The sequence below is a fragment of the Rhizobium sp. 57MFTsu3.2 genome (genome assembly GCF_012932765.1).
Lineage (GTDB): Bacteria > Pseudomonadota > Alphaproteobacteria > Rhizobiales > Rhizobiaceae > Rhizobium > Rhizobium altiplani.
In genome coordinates this window covers 60,668-75,781 of the sequence record NZ_JDWI01000016.1, presented here as the reverse complement: position 1 = coordinate 75,781, position 15,114 = coordinate 60,668, and the positions used below count along the sequence as shown (strand labels likewise).

Genomic DNA, 15,114 nt, shown 5'->3' with positions numbered 1-15,114 from the left:
TTCGCCCTAGTGCTTAGATTCCCACCGGTCGTCGAAGATCGAGCGTCAGCGGGAATTCCGGTGAAACTGTCTCGGCACGCGGAATGAATGCGCCTGCCGTATGCCCCCACGGCTCGAATCGCGCCAGCCGTCTCGCTTCCGCTTCGTTACCATTGACCGGGAAGGTCTCATAGTTACGCCCGCCCGGATGGGCAACATGATAGATGCAGCCGCCGATCGAACGCTTCGACCATGTATCATAAATGTCGAAGGTGAGCGGCGTATTGACCGGCAAAACCGGGTGCAATCCCGACGCAGGCTGCCATGCCTTGAAGCGAACGCCAGCGACCGAGACGCCCGCCGTGCCGGTCGAGCTCAACGGAACCGTGCGGCCGTTGCAGGTCACGGTGTAGCGGGAGGCATTGCTGGTTTCCAGCCGGACCTGCAGGCGCTCTACGGAGCTGTCGACATAGCGGACCGTGCCGCCGATCGCGCCCTCCTCGCCCATGACGTGCCAGGGTTCCAGCGCCTGCCGCAGTTCGAGCTTAGAGCCTTCGTATTCGACCTCGCCACAGAAGGGGAAGCGGAATTCAAGCTGTGCCTTGAACCATTCCGGGCTGAGGTCGAAGCCATTCTGCTTGAGGTCGCCGAGCACGTCGAGGAAATCGGCCCAGATGAAGTGCGGCAGCATGAAGCGGTCGTGCAGCGACGTGCTCCAGCGCACGAACTTGCCGTCCGCAGGGTGCTGCCAGAAGCGGGCGATCAACGCGCGGACCAGCAGTTGCTGGGCAAGCGACATACGTGCGTTCGGCGGCATTTCGAAACCGCGGAATTCGACGAGGCCGAGCCGTCCGGTTGGGCCATCCGGCGAAAACAGCTTGTCGATGCAGATCTCGGCGCGGTGCGTGTTGCCAGTGACGTCGGTCAGCAGATTGCGGAACAGCCTGTCCACCAGCCAAGGGAGGGGTTGCGCGCCGCGACCCGGCGCGGGGACCTGGGCGAGCGCGATTTCCAGTTCGTAGAGGCTGTCGTGACGGGCTTCGTCGATGCGCGGCGCCTGGCTGGTCGGGCCGATGAACATGCCCGAGAACATGTAGGAGAGCGAGGGATGGCGCTGCCAGTGCAGTACCAGGCTCTTCAACAGGTCAGGGCGGCGCAGGAAGGGGCTGTCGCCCGGATTGGCGCCACCAACGACCACATGGTTGCCCCCGCCGGTACCGGTGTGGCGCCCGTCGATCATGAACTTGTCGGTGCCGAGGCGGCTTTGGCGGGCTTCCTCGTAGATCGTCATCGTAATGTCGACGCAATCCTGCCAGTTGGAAGCGGGATGGATATTGACCTCAATGACGCCGGGATCGGGGGCGACGCGGATGACATTGATGCGCTCGTCCTGCGGCGGCGAATAGCCTTCGATATGGACGGGCAGGCCGAGTTCGGTCGCTGCATTCTCCGCGGCGGCGATCAGTTCGAGATAGTCCTCGATGCGCTCGACCGGCGGCATGAAGACGCAGAGCCTTCCGTCGCGCGGTTCGACCGAGATTGCGGTGCGCACGGCGCCGCCGATCTCGCCGACGGTTTGCTCAACGCGGTTCTGGCTGCTGTCGTCGCTGTGGCGGGAGGCTTCCGGCATGGCGCGGCCGGATGGCACGAAGACTTCGGGCAGCGGATTGCGCGGAATCGACGGGTCGGCGGGGTGGATATAGGGGAAACGCGCCGGCGGCACATAGGGCAGGGTGCCGAGGGGCAGGCGATAGCCGACGGGGCTGTCGCCGGGAACGAGGAAGATCTTGCCGCGGCGGGTCTTCCATTTTTCGCTGACCCAGCGCGTGCTAGAGGCGCGCGCGTTCCAGGCCTGCACCGGCAGGATGTAGCCGGTCGGTACGGTCAGGCCGCGTTCGAAGACGCGGGCGATGCGGCTACGCTCTTCCGGGTCCTTCAGCTTGGAATTGGATGGGTCGACGTTTTCGGGCAGGCTGCCTTCCTTCATGATCCATTCGGCTGGATCCTCGTAGGCGGGCAGCACCATGTCGGTCTCGATCGCCAGTTCCCTGGCGATGGCATTCAAAAGGTTGGCGGCGTCATCTGCCTTTGCACCGGTGTCCTTGCCCTCGCCGGCGATGAGCTCCGGGTTCTGCCAGATCGGCTTGCCGTCCTTGCGCCAGTAGAGTGAGAAGGTCCAGCGCGGCAGGCTTTCGCCCGGATACCACTTGCCCTGGCCGTAATGCAGGAAGCCGCCGGGAGCGAAGCGCTCGCGCAGCTTGCGGATGAGGACATCCGCCTTCTCGCGCTTGGTCGGGCCGACGGCGGCAGTGTTCCACTCCTCGGATTCGAAGTCGTCGATGGAAACGAAGGTCGGCTCGCCGCCCATGGTCAGGCGGACATCCCCGGCCTGCAGGATGCTATCGACCTTGGCACCGAGCTCGTTGAGCTCCTTCCAACTTTCGTCGGAGAAAGGCTTGGTGATGCGCGGGTGCTCCGCTACCCGCGAGACCTTCATCTCGAAGGCGAATTCGGTGTTGGCCTCGCCGTAAAGCGCGCCTGATATCGGCGCGGCATTTCGGTAGTGCGGGGTGGCGGCGAGCGGTATGTGGCTTTCGCCGGTGAGCAGGCCAGACGTGGGGTCGAGGCCGACCCAGCCGGCGCCGGGGAGATAGACCTCGCACCAGGCGTGCAGGTCGGTGAAATCGACCTCGGTGCCGGAGGGCCCGTCGAGCGCCTTCAGGTCGGGGGTGAGCTGGATGAGATAGCCGGAGACGAAGCGGGCGGCGAAGCCGAGATTGCGCAGGATCTCGACCAGCAGCCAGCTCGAGTCGCGGCAGGAGCCAAGCGCCAGCTTCAGCGTTTCCTCCGGCGTCTGGACGCCGGGCTCCATGCGGATGACGTATTCGACGTCGTTCTTCAGCCGCGCATTCAACCCTACGATGAAGTCGGTGGTCCGCATGGGAGTGCGGTCGATGCCGGCGAGATAGGCAGCCAGCGCCGGCTCCACCGGCTGCGGTTGCATGTAGATCTTCAGGTCGTCCCTGATCTCCTCGGGATAGGAGAAGGGCCACATCTCGGCGCTCTCCTCGATGAAGAAATCGAAGGGGTTATAGACCGTCATGTCGGCGACGAGGTCGACCTCGATCTTGAACTCCGTCACCGGGTCAGGGAAGACGTAGCGGGCCAGATAATTGCCGTAGGGATCCTGCTGCAGGTTCACGAAATGGTTCGACGGCGAAACCTTCAGCGAATGGCTGATCACCCGCGTCTTGGAATGCGACGCTGGCTTGAGGCGTATGATCTGAGGTCCGAGGCGGACCGGCTTGTCGTATTTGTAATGCGTCAGGTGATAGATGCTGGCTTTGATCGACATGGACGGCCTTATCCGCTGCCGTATCGTTGTACGGCATTTGCTGTTCCCGAAGGGTAGTGTGTGCAATGCAGCGAAAGAATGCAAGGCGGTAAGGCCGAGCCGGCTAAGCCTTTACGTCGCCTTCGCAAACGTCACGGAGGCCGTGAGACCCCTGCCATGTGCGCCGGGCTCCAGCGTCAGCGATGCGTTGAAGAGGCCGGCGATTTCCTCGACGATCGGCAGGCCAAGCCCGGCGCCCGGCGCGCCGGAGTTGCTGCCGCGCGAGAAGCGCTGCCGGACGGCCGCGAGCGTCTCTGCGGGAATGCCGGGGCCGTTGTCCTCGACTTCGAGGCGGACGGCATCGTCGGTCTCGGATATCCGAACGGTCACCTCAGCGCCCTTGCCGGCATAGGCGATGGCGTTTCCGGCAAGGTTGCGCAAGAGTTCGCCGATCAGCAGCGGCTCGGCACGGACGAGGGCAGGGCGGTCGCCTTCGAAGCCGAGGTCGATGCCGGCCTCGGCGGCGGTCGGGATAAGTTCTCCGGTGATGTCCTGGGCAATGGCTGTCAGGTCGATCGACGATGCGGTCAGCGCCTCCTTCGCCGTTGCAGCGTCGATTTTCGCCATCAGCAGTAATTGCGCGAGGATGCGTTCGGCATGGGCGACGGCCTGATCGCCTTTCAGGGCGGAGCCCTGCGCTTCGGCCAATGTGCTCGCGCGAGCGGAGAGGGCGAGCTGCGTGCGGATGATCGCAAGCGGCGTGCGCAGCTGGTGGCTGGCGTTGCCGGTGAAGTTACGAAGTGCATCGAGCGCCGATTGCAAGCGGACCATGAAGCCGTTGACGGTATCGACGAGCGGCTGGACCTCGCTTGGTACTGCCTGTTCGATCGGGTGCAGGTCGTCGGGACTGCGTTCGCCGATCGCATCGCGCAGCTTGTACAGCGGACGGAGCGCGACCGTGACCGAGATCCAGACGATGACGGCGGCGCCGGCGATCATAAGGGAGAGACGCAGCGCCGAGCGGAAGAGGATGGCGCGGGCGAGCTGACGGCGGGCGATCGTGGTTTCGGCAACGGTCACGGCGAAGGGGACGGAGCGAATGCCTGTTGAGGCTGACCGCTTGAGGGTTGCGACACGGATCGGTTCGCCGCGGAAGGTATCATCGGCAAAGCCTGCCGTGTCGCCTACGGTTTCGGCGAGGACCGGAAGCGCCTGATAGCCGGTGATGAATTTTCCGGGCGGTCCGTCGACGCGATAGAAGACACGGTCCTGCGCGGCCGATGTCAGCATCTCAAGGGCCACATAGGGGATGTCGACCTCGAGAGTGCCGTCTTCCGCCACGACCACGCGTTCGGCGATGGCGAGTGCCGAGCCGGCCAGCACGCGGTCCGAAACGATGTTGGAGGTCTGCACCGCTTCGCGATAAGTGTCCGCGAGCGCGACCATGCCGATGATGGCGGTCGAGATCAGCAGCCAGAACAGGAGCCTTCGTCGGAGCGAATAGGCCGTTGTCATGAGGCCTCTGGCAGTTTGTCGAGATAGTAGCCAATGCCGCGCGCAGTCCTCACCGTCAGCCCATAGGGCGACAGGCGCTTCCTGAGGCGGCTGACATATTGCTCGATGGCATTGGCCGAGATGTCGTCGTCGAAGGCGGTCAGCGACTGAATGATCGCTTCCTTGGCGACAACCTTGCCGGCGCGCATGAAGAGGATTTCCAGCAGGCCGAGTTCGCGGGCGGGAATGTCGAGCGGCGTCGAGCCGGCGGAGAAGGCGCGTGAATTTAGATCGAGTGAAAGGCCGCCGAAACTGACAGTCGCCGAATGCAGACCCGCCTGGCGGCGCAGGAGCACGCGGACGCGGGCCTCGAATTCGGAGATATCAAAGGGCTTGATAAGGTAGTCGTCGGCACCAAGATCGAGACCCTTGACGCGCTCTTCCGGCGTGCCGCGCGCCGTCAGGATCAGCACTGCCGACTGGTTCTGTCTGGCGCGCATGGCGCGCAGCACCTCGAGGCCATCCATTTCCGGCAGGTTCAGGTCGAGCACGACGAGATCGAAATTCTCGGCCGCCGTGACAGCGTTGGCGGAGGCACCATCATGCACGACGTCGACGGCATGGCCGGTGCCTCGCAGGATGGCCGAAAGCCCGTCGGCCAGCGCGATATTGTCCTCCACCAATAGAATGCGCACGGATGTTCCCTTGATTTTTGAAGAGGATACAGGGTGGCGGCGAAGATGTCATAGCCATTTTTTGTGTCTGGTGAGTGTGCTGCTGCTGCGGTCGTACCAGCCGCCTTCGGGGCGCTGCGGGTGGATGCGGCTCGCTTGCCGGATCCCGGTTGCTGGTGCATTGTCCTCTCATGAGGAGACTTTCTTTACTTGCGTGCCTGTTGCTCTGTCCCGGCTTAGCCACTGCGGACGAGGTGTTCTACCCGGCGCGTTCCGGCAATGCCGAGGCCCCGACGCTGGTTGTCTATTCATCGCTCGACGAGCCACTGGCGCAGCCGATGATCCATGGGTTCCAGGAAGCCAATCTGGACGTGGCGGTCAGGTACGAGGATATGCTGACCGGGGAAATTTATGACCGCATCGTGCGGGAGACGGATGCCGGCCAACGCACTGCGGACTTCGCCTTCTCCTCGGCCATGGATCTGCAGGTCAAGCTCTCCAACGACGGCTATGCGCAGGTGAGCAACCTGCCGATGAGCGCGCGCTGGCCGAAATGGGCCAACTGGCGCAATACCGCCTACGCGCTGACCTTCGAGCCGGCGGTGTTCGTCTACCACAAGCCGAGCTTCGCGACGGAGCCGCCGCCGAGTTCGCGGGCGGAATTCGTCGATTACCTCAAGCGCAAGGGTGACGCGATCCATGGGCGGATCGGCACCTATGATATCGAGCGCTCCGGCGTCGGCTTCCTGTTCATGGCACGCGACCAGGAACAGTTCGGTGACATATGGTCCGTTATCGGCGCCATGGGGGCGGCCGGCGTCAAATTATACTCCACCAGTTCGGCCATCCTGGAGCGCGTATCGGACGGCCGCTTCGTGCTCGGCTACAACATCCTCGGGTCCTACGCCGCCGATTGGGCCAAGCGTCATCCCGATGTCGGGATCGTGCTGCCGAAAGACTATACGGTCGTGATGTCGCGCATCGGCCTGGTGCCGCAGGCGGCGGGCGAACCGGAACTCGGACGGCGCTATCTATCCTTCTTCATGTCGAAGGAGGGCCAGACGATCATGGCGCGGGAGTTGCAGATTCCCGCTGTCAGCCCGGAGGTCGCCGGCGAGAATACCGCCAACACGATGCAGGAGCTCTTGGGCGCGCAGTTGCGGCCGGTGCCTGTCAGCCCGGGCTTGATGGTTTATCTGGACCAGGTGAAGCGCGCGCGATTGATCGCGCACTGGAACGAAGTTCTGCGGACGCAGTAAAATCGCCGTGGATGATTAGCGGAAGATGCAGGGCCGCTGGGCGTTGGCCAGCAGTTCCTGCTTCGTCGCGTATGACCCAAAGAGCGAGCGAAGACGTTTCTCCTCCTGCTCGTCCAACCGGTGCCGGCGTGCAAAATCGTGCACACTCCACACCTGGCGTAAGCCCTCATTTTCGATCTGCTTGTTATCGATGTGAGAACTCATGGGGCAATCCTCCTGAGCGCCATAACGCACAAACCGCCTCCAGGTTCCACGGATGGTGGCATTTTGCGTCTGTTTTCGCCCAGGGTAATTGCGGCAAAAAAGTGTCATCGCGGGGTGGATAGTTGATCGATGTCAGCTAAATGACAGCTTGTTGTGGTCCGCTTTGCAGAACTTCAGCTCCGTGGAGGCGGAGAGGTGAAGTTTCGGGAGGAGCTTGCCAGCCATATCGGACCTTGGAGTCCGTCTGCGGTGTCCTTCCCGATTCCATCGAGAACAACGCGCGGTTTCTCAGCCGCGCCCACGGAGGACACACTCGTGAAGCATACTCTTCTTGCAACCATTTTCGCGGCTGCGGTCGCCCTGCCGGCCTATGCGGCGGACTACACCATCATGGCGCCGGCCGCTCCCGGCGGTGGCTGGGACCAGACGGCCCGCTCGCTGCAGACCGTGATGCAGAAGGAAGGCATCTCAGGCAACGTTCAGGTACAAAACGTTCCGGGCGCCGGCGGCACCATCGGTCTCGCGCAGTTCACCGGCCAGAACAACGGCAACCCGAACGCACTGATCGTCGGCGGCTATGTCATGGTCGGCGCTATCCTGACCAACAAGTCGCCGGTCACGCTGAAGGACGTCACGCCGATTGCCCGCCTTACCGGCGAGTATGAGGCGATCGTTGTCCCGGCTGCGTCCGACATCAAGACGATGGCCGATCTCGTTGCCAAGCTGAAGCAGGATCCGGGTTCGGTTTCCTGGGGTGGCGGCTCGGCAGGCGGTACCGACCACATCGCGGTCGGACTGATTGCCAAGGCTGCCGGCGTCGATCCGACGAAGATCAACTACGTCGCCTTCTCCGGCGGCGGTGAAGCGCTGGCCGCTATCCTCGGCGGACAGGTGACCGCGGGCATTTCCGGCTACGGCGAATTCGAATCGCAGGTGAAGGCTGGTCAGCTCCGGCTCCTGGCTGTCTCCAGCGACAAGCGCATCGAGGGTGTCGACGCGCCGACGCTGAAGGAATCGGGCCTCGATGTCGCTGTCGAGAACTGGCGCATGGTTGCCGCCGCCCCTGGTCTTTCGGCCGAGCAGACGGCTGCAATCACCGCTGATTTCGATAAGCTCTCGAAGTCCGCCGGCTGGCAGGAAATCCTGAAGAGCAAGGGCTGGGCTGATACCTACCTCGCCGGCGACGCCTTCAAGGCGCAGCTCGACAAGGACGTTTCGGCTACCGAAGGCATCCTTAAAGAGATCGGACTTGTTCAATGAGCAGGGGTAACGAACCCTTGGCAACGAAGCGCCGCCCTGACTGGGCGGCGCTGGTCATTGCCATCTGTCTTTTCGTCGTCGCTGCCGTCATGCTTTGGGATGCCTCGCATATGCGCGCCATCGCTCAGTATGACCGCATCGGTCCGGCAACTGCGCCCAAGGTGGTCGCCTTCGGCCTGATCGGCCTCGGCATCTGGACCATCTTCGAAGCCTGGCGTGGCGAGTTTCCCGAGCGCGAGCATCAGGAAATCGCGCCTGTAGTTTGGGTCGTCGCCGGCCTTGCCGCGCAGATGCTGCTTCTCAAGACGGCAGGCTTTTCGATCGCAACCGGCCTTCTCTTTGCCTTTACGGCTGCCGGCTTCGGACGCCGCAAGCTCTGGATCTCGATCCCTGCGGGCATCGCTTTCAGCTTCGTCGTCTGGGTGATCTTCGCAAAGCTCTTGCAGTTGACCCTGCCGGCCGGGCCGTTCGAACACATCTTCTTCTAGGATTGGATGCGATGAGCACCTTCGAATTCCTCTTCCAGGGCATCCTGGTCGCCATGCAGCCGATGAACCTGCTCTATGCGCTCGTCGGCGTGACGCTCGGCACCGCGGTCGGCGTGCTGCCGGGGATTGGCCCGGCCCTGACCGTCGCCCTTCTTCTTCCTGTTACCTACAAGCTCGATCCGGCTGGCTCGCTGATCATGTTTGCCGGCATCTATTATGGCGGCATGTATGGCGGCTCGACGACGTCGATTCTTCTCAATACGCCTGGCGAAAGCGCCTCGATCGTTACGGCCCTTGAGGGCAACAAGATGGCCCGCGCGGGCCGCGGCGGGCCGGCGCTCGCGACAGCGGCGATTGGTTCGTTTGTCGCCGGCCTGATCGCGACGCTCGGCCTTGCCTTCATCGCTCCCTACATCGTCAAGCTGGCCCTGATTTTCGGGCCGCGTGAATATTTTGCGCTGATGGTACTCGCCTTCGTGACCGTCTCGTCGGCCTTCGGGGATTCGGCGCTGCGCGGGCTTACATCGCTGTTCATCGGCTTTGCCCTTGCCATGGTCGGCATCGACCAGCAGACGGGACAGGCGCGTCTTTCCTTCGGCGTCCCCGATCTGCTCGATGGCGTCGAGGTGACGACGCTTGCGGTCGCGATGTTTGCGATCGGCGAGACACTCTATATCGCCGCCCAGGGCAACAGCATCGAGGAGAAGGTCGAGGCGGTCAAAGGCTCGCTGTGGATGACGGCGCAGGACTGGGGCCGCTCCTGGAAGGCGTGGCTGCGCGGCACGCTGATTGGCTTCCCGATCGGCGCGATGCCTGCCGGCGGTGCCGAGATCGGGACCTTCCTTTCCTATGCCACGGAAAAGCGCTTGGCGAAGAACCCCGAGGAGTTCGGTCACGGCGCGATCGAAGGCGTGGCTGGTCCGGAGGCCGCGAACAATGCGTCGGCGGCAGGGACCCTGGTGCCGCTGTTGACGCTCGGCCTGCCGACGACGGCGACGGCCGCGATCATGCTCGCCGGCTTCCAGCAATACGGCCTGCAGCCCGGCCCGCTGCTGTTTGCGAACAACCCGCAGATCGTCTGGGGCCTGATCGCCAGCCTGCTGATCGCCAACGCGATGCTGCTTGTGCTCAACCTCCCGCTGATCGGCCTCTGGGTGCGCCTGCTGACGATCCCGAAGCCGTGGCTTTATGCCGGCATCCTGCTGTTTGCGACACTCGGCACGATCGGCGCCAACCCATCGGTCTTCGAACTGGGCATGCTGCTCGCCTTCGGCATCCTCGGCTACATCATGCGGCTCTTCGGCTATCCGATCGCGCCTGCTGTTGTCGGCCTCATCCTTGGCCCGCTGGCCGAGCAACAGTTGCGCCGCGCGCTTGCGATCAGTCAGGGCGACGTGACGACTCTGGTGATGTCGCCGATTGCGGCCGGCCTGCTCATCGTTGCTGCGGCCGCCTTCATCATCCCGCTGATCCTGCGCCTGCGTGGACGCGGCGAGGTTCTGTCGCAGCTTGCGGCGAACGAGGACTAAAGAAAAAGACTGCCCGAACCCCACAACTGCGGCCGGCGATGGAAACATCGCCGGCCTTTTCGTCTGGTGACGATAAGGTGTTATTGGTGGTTGCTGCGGACGGCACGGGTGCTTCTGCGGCGCATCCAATGCGGAGTTTCTGCTGTTCGGCAGTCACGTGTGCTGGCCGCGCCGTTCAGCTGTTAGGCCGCTCGGCCAACTTCATTTCCATCACCAGGTCGCTCTGCAAATCCTGACCGACCGCGAAGATCGTATTGCCCGTCACGACAAAGCCGGCCCTCTCATAAAACGCAATGGCTCGTGCGTTTCGCTGGTAGACGGTCAGCTCCAGGCGAGTTGCGCCACGTTGATGCGCGTCGTGCAGCACCGTTTTGAGGAGGGCCATAGCCAATCCGCGTCCCCTCCAATCGGTGTGGACATAAATTCGATTGAGGAAGGCCGATCGTCTGTCGACTGTATCCAGCATGAGGTGAGCATATCCGATGACGCGATTATCAAGCATGGCGAGGAAAACAGCGGCTGAGGGGTCGCCAATCTCCGCATTCTGCTGTTCGGCGCTGAAATTCGCCTGGATGTAGGACTCAAGATCCGATGCGGGCGTGTCGCTGCGGTAGGTCGCCCGAAACTGCTGGCCGCAAATTCGCAAAGCGCTTCGGCGTCCGATGGGCGCGCGCGTCTGATTGTGAACGAGCCTGTCAATTTGATGCCTCCATTCATTTTGTCGCGTGTTCTCAACCACATGGCGCGTTTTGCGCTCGATCGCTTGTTCTTGCATGGCAGGGCTGAATTTCTGTCGCTTGTGAAGACGCGCTTCCGTTCACATGTATGAGTGGTCAATCATAAAGCAAAGCGAGAGAGAAAATGTCCTTCCGTAAGTCCATTCGCGATGGTTTCCTTGGTCGCGCCTTTGCGATGATCGGTGCTGCGAATGCTGTGAGCGCCACCATCGAAGCTGGCCGCCGCCCGAAGGCGCGCGATCTGCGCGAACTCGGCATCGACCCGAGCATGTTCGGCAGAATCAACCACTAGCTTATCTGCGCCTTAGGCGCGGCTGGCGGTCTCTGATCGCCGGATACGAAACAGCCCGCAACCGGATGGTCGCGGGCTTTATTTTTGTTCTGATGAAGCCGCATCGGTGAATGCGGCTTGCAAGCTCAGGCGTGCAGTTCCTTATGCGCCTCAGCGCGCTCTTCCGCCTGTTCCTTCTTGTTGTGGCGGATGGAAGACCAGAGTGAGATGCCGATCAGGGCGGCACCACCAAGGCCGGTAATGACCTCGGGAATATGGTACATCGTCTGCACATACATGATCACCGAGAGGATCAGGATTGCGTAGAAGGCGCCGTGCTCGAGATAGCGGTACTCCGCGAGCGTGCCCTTTTCGACGAGCATGATTGTCATCGAACGCACATACATGGCGCCGATGCCGAGGCCAATCGCAATAACGAAGAGGTTCTGCGTCAGCGCGAAGGCGCCGATGACGCCGTCGAAGGAGAAGCTGGCGTCGAGCACTTCGAGATAGATGAAGGCACCGAGACCGCCTTTGGCGGCGGCGCTCATCGTCTGCTGCGACGCATCGAGCAGGCCGCCGATCACCTCGACCGCCAGGAAGGTCAGAAGACCATAGATGGCGCAATGCACGAAGGTTGTGGCCTCTTCTTCTCCGAGGAACGACGAGAACACCAGGACCAGCGCCAGCACGAAGGCAATCTCGATGCCCTTGATCGTGGCCGAGCGGGCCATGAGCTTTTCAAGCCCTGATATCCAGTGGACGTCCTTCTCATGATTGAAGAAGTAGTTGAGACCAACCATCATCAGGAAGGTGCCGCCGAAGGCTGCGATCGGCAGGTGTGCGTCGTTCATGATGCGGGCGTATTCCGCAGGGTCGCGGGCAGCGAGCACCAGAGCTTCCCACGGGCCGATTTGGGCGGCGATCGCGACGATTGCGAGCGGGAAGACGATACGCATGCCGAAGACGGCGATGACGATGCCCCAGGTGAGGAAGCGATGCTGCCAGACCGGTGTCATCTCCTTGAGCTTGTTGGCATTGACGATGGCGTTGTCGAAGGAGAGCGAAATCTCCAGCACGGCGAGCACCGTGCAGATGAAGAAGACGGTCGCCATGCCGCCGATCGTGCCCGTCGTCTGCCAGCCGAGGGCTGCGCCCAGGACGAGGCCGAGGAAGGTGACGATGAAGGCCCAGCGGAAATAGCTGAGCGTCGATTTTTGCGGGGAACCGTTGGTCATGGCCGCACCTCGCAGCCACGAAGGTTGTCGAACAAGGATGTGCGGGAAAAAAGCGACATACCACAAAGGGCATGCGCGTGAGGCATGGTGAGCTTTTTCATCAATGAAAAATCCGCCGGCTTAAGCTGCAGGCGGTACCGACATCACGAGAGCGCCGTAAAAACTCTCGCCAGAGGGGCCCGGCACCAGGTTGACCCGTCGGCCGATGTCCGAGGCCTCGGGATAAGTCGAAGGTAGTGAACTTGCCACGCCAGTCAAGGCGGCGCGATGCGGTTTGTTCTTTTCCTCGGAACTATTCGGCGCCGAGGTCGTTAGTCCTTCGTTCACCAGTGGCATGCGCAATAAAAAGGAGGCCGATGATGCACCCCTCGACCCACACTCCCGACACGCGCACGGAAAAATCGGACCGCATGAAGCGTGCGCGCCCCAACCGAATGCAAAAGGCACAAGTGCTGCCGCCGCATCACGTCGACCTGACGCTGCCGCATGGCGTTTTCGATGACGTCCATATCCCCGCTCACTGCACCGGCGGCGATCTTTCGAAAGGCGGGCCGAAGCCTGCTGCCGAGGAGGATTCCACGATCGCAAGGCCGATCCGCTGACCTATCGACGCCTGCTGCCCTGTATTATCGACAACCGGTGAGGAAAGATGAAGACGACTTTGGTGCCGCACGACATTTGCCTGAAGCACGAGATCGAATGGCAGGCGCTTCGCGCGGCCGCTGATATCCAGATCGATCTGGAAAGAATCGAGATCACGAATTCACTGAGGTCTCGTTGGAGCCCGCCGACGCACTCAAGGCCGGACTCCACGTTCCCGGGCGCCCGGCTCTAGATATCTTGTACTTTTGCGACTGCGCGCCCGTTCGCAGGAGCGTTGGATCATCACGTCTGTACCAAAATGACGTGGTCGCCAACCTTTCGGAAAGGATTGCCCGGCGATAATCCGTGTGTTCACGGGAATCGGATAGATGGCAAAGACTGCGACACGCCGCCGCAAATCATCGGCACGATCGAAGGCAAGGGGAGGCGGAAGCGCTCTCCCCTGGACAATCATCGGCGTCATCGCCGTTGGGGGCATTGCGACTTACGACAATTGGAAGAGCGTGAAGCCGATGCTGGCCACGCATGCGCCAGCCTCGATCGTCTCTCGGGCAGCGCCGGTCGCGCGAAGCGAACCTGCACGCGATCCGAGCCCGAGGCAGACCGCTTCAATCGCGCCAGTGTCCCGCATGGTGCCGCCTGCAGCCGTGCCCATTCCGGCCAAGGCACCTGTCGTCCTTGAAAAAGCGGTGCCAGTTTCCCTCTCCCCTGCGCAGGCGCAGACCGGCAAGGCCGCCTTCGGCTATTGCGGCCAGGGCGAGCACATCAACTGCGTCGCCGATGGAGGCACGTTCTGGTACAAGGGCGAGAAGATCGCCATTGCCGACGTCGTGAGCCCCGGCATTGAGACGGCCCGTTGCGACAACGAGAAGCGGCTAGGCTTCGCCGCGAAGCTGCGGCTCCTGAATATCCTGAACTCCGGATCCTTCGCGATGAACCCGGCAGGGCAGCCTGGCAAGGGCGGCGTCCCGCATGTCGTGTCTCGCGATGGTCGGTCGATCGGCGCGCAGATGATCAACGAGGGATTGGCCCGCAAACCCGGCGCAAATGGCGCGTGGTGCGCCTGAGGCGAGCCCGCGGCGTATGCCGGCCTACTTCTGCTTCGGCGCCTTGCCGTTGGTGCGAAAGCTGCCGGTAAAGGCGGTGTCCTTGCTCTCGGCCGAGCATTCGATGGCGACCGGCTTGCCGCCGTAGGGGTTACCCATCGTGCAGGTGCCGGCAACTTTGACCTGACCTGTCATCTTCTGGCCGACGCCCGTGACCACCAGGTTGAGCGGCATTCGGGCATTGCCGTTGGCAGCAGGCTTGATGGCCGTGCCGTCACCCTGGAAGCCCAGCATCTTGCCGCCCGAGGTGAAGATGAAGGTGACCTGTCCATTTACGAGCGTCACGCTCGCGAGTTCGCCTTCGCAGCCCTTCGTCGCGTCGACCTTGCCGACGACGAGCTTGGCGCATTTGCCGGTGAGCGTCAGTGCCCCCGGAGCGCCGGGGAAGTTCTGCGGGGCTGCGTCCGCTGCGGTTGTCAGTGTTGCGGCGAGCAGCGAAGCGGCGGCCAAAGTTGCCAGTCTCATCTCTATACCTCGTAGTGCTTATGTCGGCGGTGCAGTATGTCGGCAGCGGCTTGCCATTCTTCTGTGTTCGAAATTGGTCGATAGGCTTGGCCTGTGGACTTGGCAATCGACTGCCTTCCTGCGCGGTCGTTGGTCCGGACATGAGAGCATGCGATGAAATGCCGCTTCGTCAAATTCATCGGGCGCGATAGCTACGCTTTGGTCTGGCAGCGAGACTGCCGGCCGATTCAAGATGGAGGAATGCGATGATCAGGAAAATCGCTCTGAGCGTAACTATCCTGGCCTTCGGCGTCGCACCGGCGCTGGCCGCAAGCAGCCACTACTACGTAGAACATTCTCCGAACAACAGTAAATGCAGCGTCGTGTCGAAGCGTCCTGATGGCAAGACCGCCATGGCTATCGGCGGCGCGCACAAGACGAGGGCGCTTGCCGAGGCGGCAATGAAGTCCGCGTCTGCCTGCATGTAGCATGGG

Annotated in this window: 16 protein-coding genes; 9 read left to right on the top strand and 7 right to left on the bottom strand. The window is 62.4% G+C overall.

What is annotated here, in order from left to right:
• Positions 1-13: 13 nt before the first annotated feature.
• The 3 genes from AF71_RS17745 to AF71_RS17735 all read right to left on the bottom strand — a co-directional run bounded on the left by AF71_RS17745 (position 14) and on the right by AF71_RS17735 (position 5,502).
• Complete coding sequence (locus AF71_RS17745) at positions 14-3,334, bottom strand: transglutaminase family protein (RefSeq protein ID WP_018856606.1); 3,321 nt, start codon at positions 3,332-3,334, stop codon at positions 14-16.
• Positions 3,335-3,445: 111 nt separating this feature from the next.
• A complete protein-coding gene (locus AF71_RS17740) occupies positions 3,446-4,828 on the bottom strand; it encodes a sensor histidine kinase (protein ID WP_018856607.1) in 1,383 nt (460 codons plus the stop codon).
• Positions 4,825-5,502, bottom strand: coding sequence for a response regulator transcription factor (locus tag AF71_RS17735; RefSeq protein ID WP_018856608.1), 678 nt, complete (start codon positions 5,500-5,502; stop codon positions 4,825-4,827). Before AF71_RS17735 ends, AF71_RS17740 begins: the two co-directional genes overlap by 4 nt.
• A 170-nt stretch (positions 5,503-5,672) precedes the next feature.
• On the opposite strand from AF71_RS17735, the gene AF71_RS17730 reads away from it, so the two are divergent.
• On the top strand, positions 5,673-6,740 hold the full coding sequence (locus AF71_RS17730; protein ID WP_192241587.1) for an ABC transporter substrate-binding protein: 1,068 nt from the start codon (positions 5,673-5,675) through the stop codon (positions 6,738-6,740).
• A 15-nt stretch (positions 6,741-6,755) separates the two neighbouring features.
• On the opposite strand, the gene AF71_RS17725 is transcribed toward AF71_RS17730, so the two are convergent.
• Positions 6,756-6,944, bottom strand: coding sequence for a hypothetical protein (locus AF71_RS17725; protein WP_018856610.1), 189 nt, complete (start codon positions 6,942-6,944; stop codon positions 6,756-6,758).
• 315 nt (positions 6,945-7,259) lie between these two features.
• On the opposite strand from AF71_RS17725, the gene AF71_RS17720 reads away from it, so the two are divergent.
• Genes AF71_RS17720 through AF71_RS17710 form a run of 3 tightly spaced genes read left to right on the top strand, consistent with a single transcriptional unit; the run spans position 7,260 to position 10,221 of the window.
• Entirely contained in the window at positions 7,260-8,204 is a 945-nt protein-coding gene (locus AF71_RS17720; RefSeq protein ID WP_025658942.1) for a tripartite tricarboxylate transporter substrate binding protein, read from the top strand.
• Positions 8,201-8,692: a tripartite tricarboxylate transporter TctB family protein gene (locus AF71_RS17715; protein ID WP_018856612.1), complete on the top strand. Its 492-nt coding sequence runs from the start codon at positions 8,201-8,203 to the stop codon at positions 8,690-8,692. Before AF71_RS17720 ends, AF71_RS17715 begins: the two co-directional genes overlap by 4 nt.
• 11 nt (positions 8,693-8,703) lie before the next feature.
• Positions 8,704-10,221 (top strand): tripartite tricarboxylate transporter permease, encoded by a 1,518-nt coding sequence (locus tag AF71_RS17710; RefSeq protein WP_018856613.1) that lies wholly within the window; start codon positions 8,704-8,706, stop codon positions 10,219-10,221.
• Positions 10,222-10,396: 175 nt separating this feature from the next.
• Here AF71_RS17710 and AF71_RS17705 read toward each other — a convergent pair whose 3' ends face one another.
• Positions 10,397-10,996 (bottom strand): GNAT family N-acetyltransferase, encoded by a 600-nt coding sequence (locus tag AF71_RS17705; RefSeq protein WP_245267938.1) that lies wholly within the window; start codon positions 10,994-10,996, stop codon positions 10,397-10,399.
• A gap of 86 nt (positions 10,997-11,082) precedes the next feature.
• On the opposite strand from AF71_RS17705, the gene AF71_RS17700 reads away from it, so the two are divergent.
• On the top strand, positions 11,083-11,250 hold the full coding sequence (locus AF71_RS17700; protein ID WP_018856614.1) for a hypothetical protein: 168 nt from the start codon (positions 11,083-11,085) through the stop codon (positions 11,248-11,250).
• A gap of 125 nt (positions 11,251-11,375) precedes the next feature.
• Here the strand turns inward: AF71_RS17700 and AF71_RS17695 are convergent, their stop codons facing one another.
• Positions 11,376-12,467, bottom strand: coding sequence for a DUF475 domain-containing protein (locus AF71_RS17695; protein WP_018856615.1), 1,092 nt, complete (start codon positions 12,465-12,467; stop codon positions 11,376-11,378).
• A gap of 356 nt (positions 12,468-12,823) precedes the next feature.
• Between AF71_RS17695 and AF71_RS17690 the strand changes: the two genes are divergently transcribed.
• From AF71_RS17690 to AF71_RS17680, 3 genes are all read left to right on the top strand, one after another.
• Complete coding sequence (locus AF71_RS17690) at positions 12,824-13,069, top strand: hypothetical protein (protein ID WP_018856616.1); 246 nt, start codon at positions 12,824-12,826, stop codon at positions 13,067-13,069.
• Between the two features lie 47 nt (positions 13,070-13,116).
• Positions 13,117-13,302 carry a hypothetical protein gene (locus AF71_RS17685; RefSeq protein ID WP_018856617.1) on the top strand — a complete coding sequence of 62 codons (186 nt, stop codon included), beginning with the start codon at positions 13,117-13,119 and terminating at the stop codon, positions 13,300-13,302.
• Positions 13,303-13,438: 136 nt separating this feature from the next.
• Positions 13,439-14,137 carry a hypothetical protein gene (locus AF71_RS17680; RefSeq protein ID WP_018856618.1) on the top strand — a complete coding sequence of 233 codons (699 nt, stop codon included), beginning with the start codon at positions 13,439-13,441 and terminating at the stop codon, positions 14,135-14,137.
• A gap of 24 nt (positions 14,138-14,161) precedes the next feature.
• Here the strand turns inward: AF71_RS17680 and AF71_RS17675 are convergent, their stop codons facing one another.
• Entirely contained in the window at positions 14,162-14,641 is a 480-nt protein-coding gene (locus AF71_RS17675; RefSeq protein WP_018856619.1) for a hypothetical protein, read from the bottom strand.
• A gap of 245 nt (positions 14,642-14,886) precedes the next feature.
• Here AF71_RS17675 and AF71_RS17670 point away from each other — a divergent pair, with 245 nt between their 5' ends.
• Positions 14,887-15,108, top strand: coding sequence for a hypothetical protein (locus AF71_RS17670; protein WP_018856620.1), 222 nt, complete (start codon positions 14,887-14,889; stop codon positions 15,106-15,108).
• Positions 15,109-15,114 lie beyond the last annotated feature (6 nt).

Bases quoted from the DNA above. Each gene is read 5' to 3' on its own strand.
- AF71_RS17680 (WP_018856618.1), top strand. From the start codon at position 13,439: ATGGCAAAGACTGCGACACGCCGCCGCAAATCATCGGCACGATCGAAG.
- AF71_RS17745 (WP_018856606.1), bottom strand. From the start codon at position 3,334: ATGTCGATCAAAGCCAGCATCTATCACCTGACGCATTACAAATACGAC.
- AF71_RS17725 (WP_018856610.1), bottom strand. From the start codon at position 6,944: ATGAGTTCTCACATCGATAACAAGCAGATCGAAAATGAGGGCTTACGC.
- AF71_RS17700 (WP_018856614.1), top strand. From the start codon at position 11,083: ATGTCCTTCCGTAAGTCCATTCGCGATGGTTTCCTTGGTCGCGCCTTT.
- AF71_RS17710 (WP_018856613.1), top strand. From the start codon at position 8,704: ATGAGCACCTTCGAATTCCTCTTCCAGGGCATCCTGGTCGCCATGCAG.
- AF71_RS17690 (WP_018856616.1), top strand. From the start codon at position 12,824: ATGATGCACCCCTCGACCCACACTCCCGACACGCGCACGGAAAAATCG.
- AF71_RS17675 (WP_018856619.1), bottom strand. From the start codon at position 14,641: ATGAGACTGGCAACTTTGGCCGCCGCTTCGCTGCTCGCCGCAACACTG.
- AF71_RS17730 (WP_192241587.1), top strand. From the start codon at position 5,673: ATGAGGAGACTTTCTTTACTTGCGTGCCTGTTGCTCTGTCCCGGCTTA.
- AF71_RS17685 (WP_018856617.1), top strand. From the start codon at position 13,117: ATGAAGACGACTTTGGTGCCGCACGACATTTGCCTGAAGCACGAGATC.
- AF71_RS17715 (WP_018856612.1), top strand. From the start codon at position 8,201: ATGAGCAGGGGTAACGAACCCTTGGCAACGAAGCGCCGCCCTGACTGG.
- AF71_RS17740 (WP_018856607.1), bottom strand. From the start codon at position 4,828: ATGACAACGGCCTATTCGCTCCGACGAAGGCTCCTGTTCTGGCTGCTG.
- AF71_RS17670 (WP_018856620.1), top strand. From the start codon at position 14,887: ATGATCAGGAAAATCGCTCTGAGCGTAACTATCCTGGCCTTCGGCGTC.
- AF71_RS17695 (WP_018856615.1), bottom strand. From the start codon at position 12,467: ATGACCAACGGTTCCCCGCAAAAATCGACGCTCAGCTATTTCCGCTGG.
- AF71_RS17705 (WP_245267938.1), bottom strand. From the start codon at position 10,996: ATGCAAGAACAAGCGATCGAGCGCAAAACGCGCCATGTGGTTGAGAAC.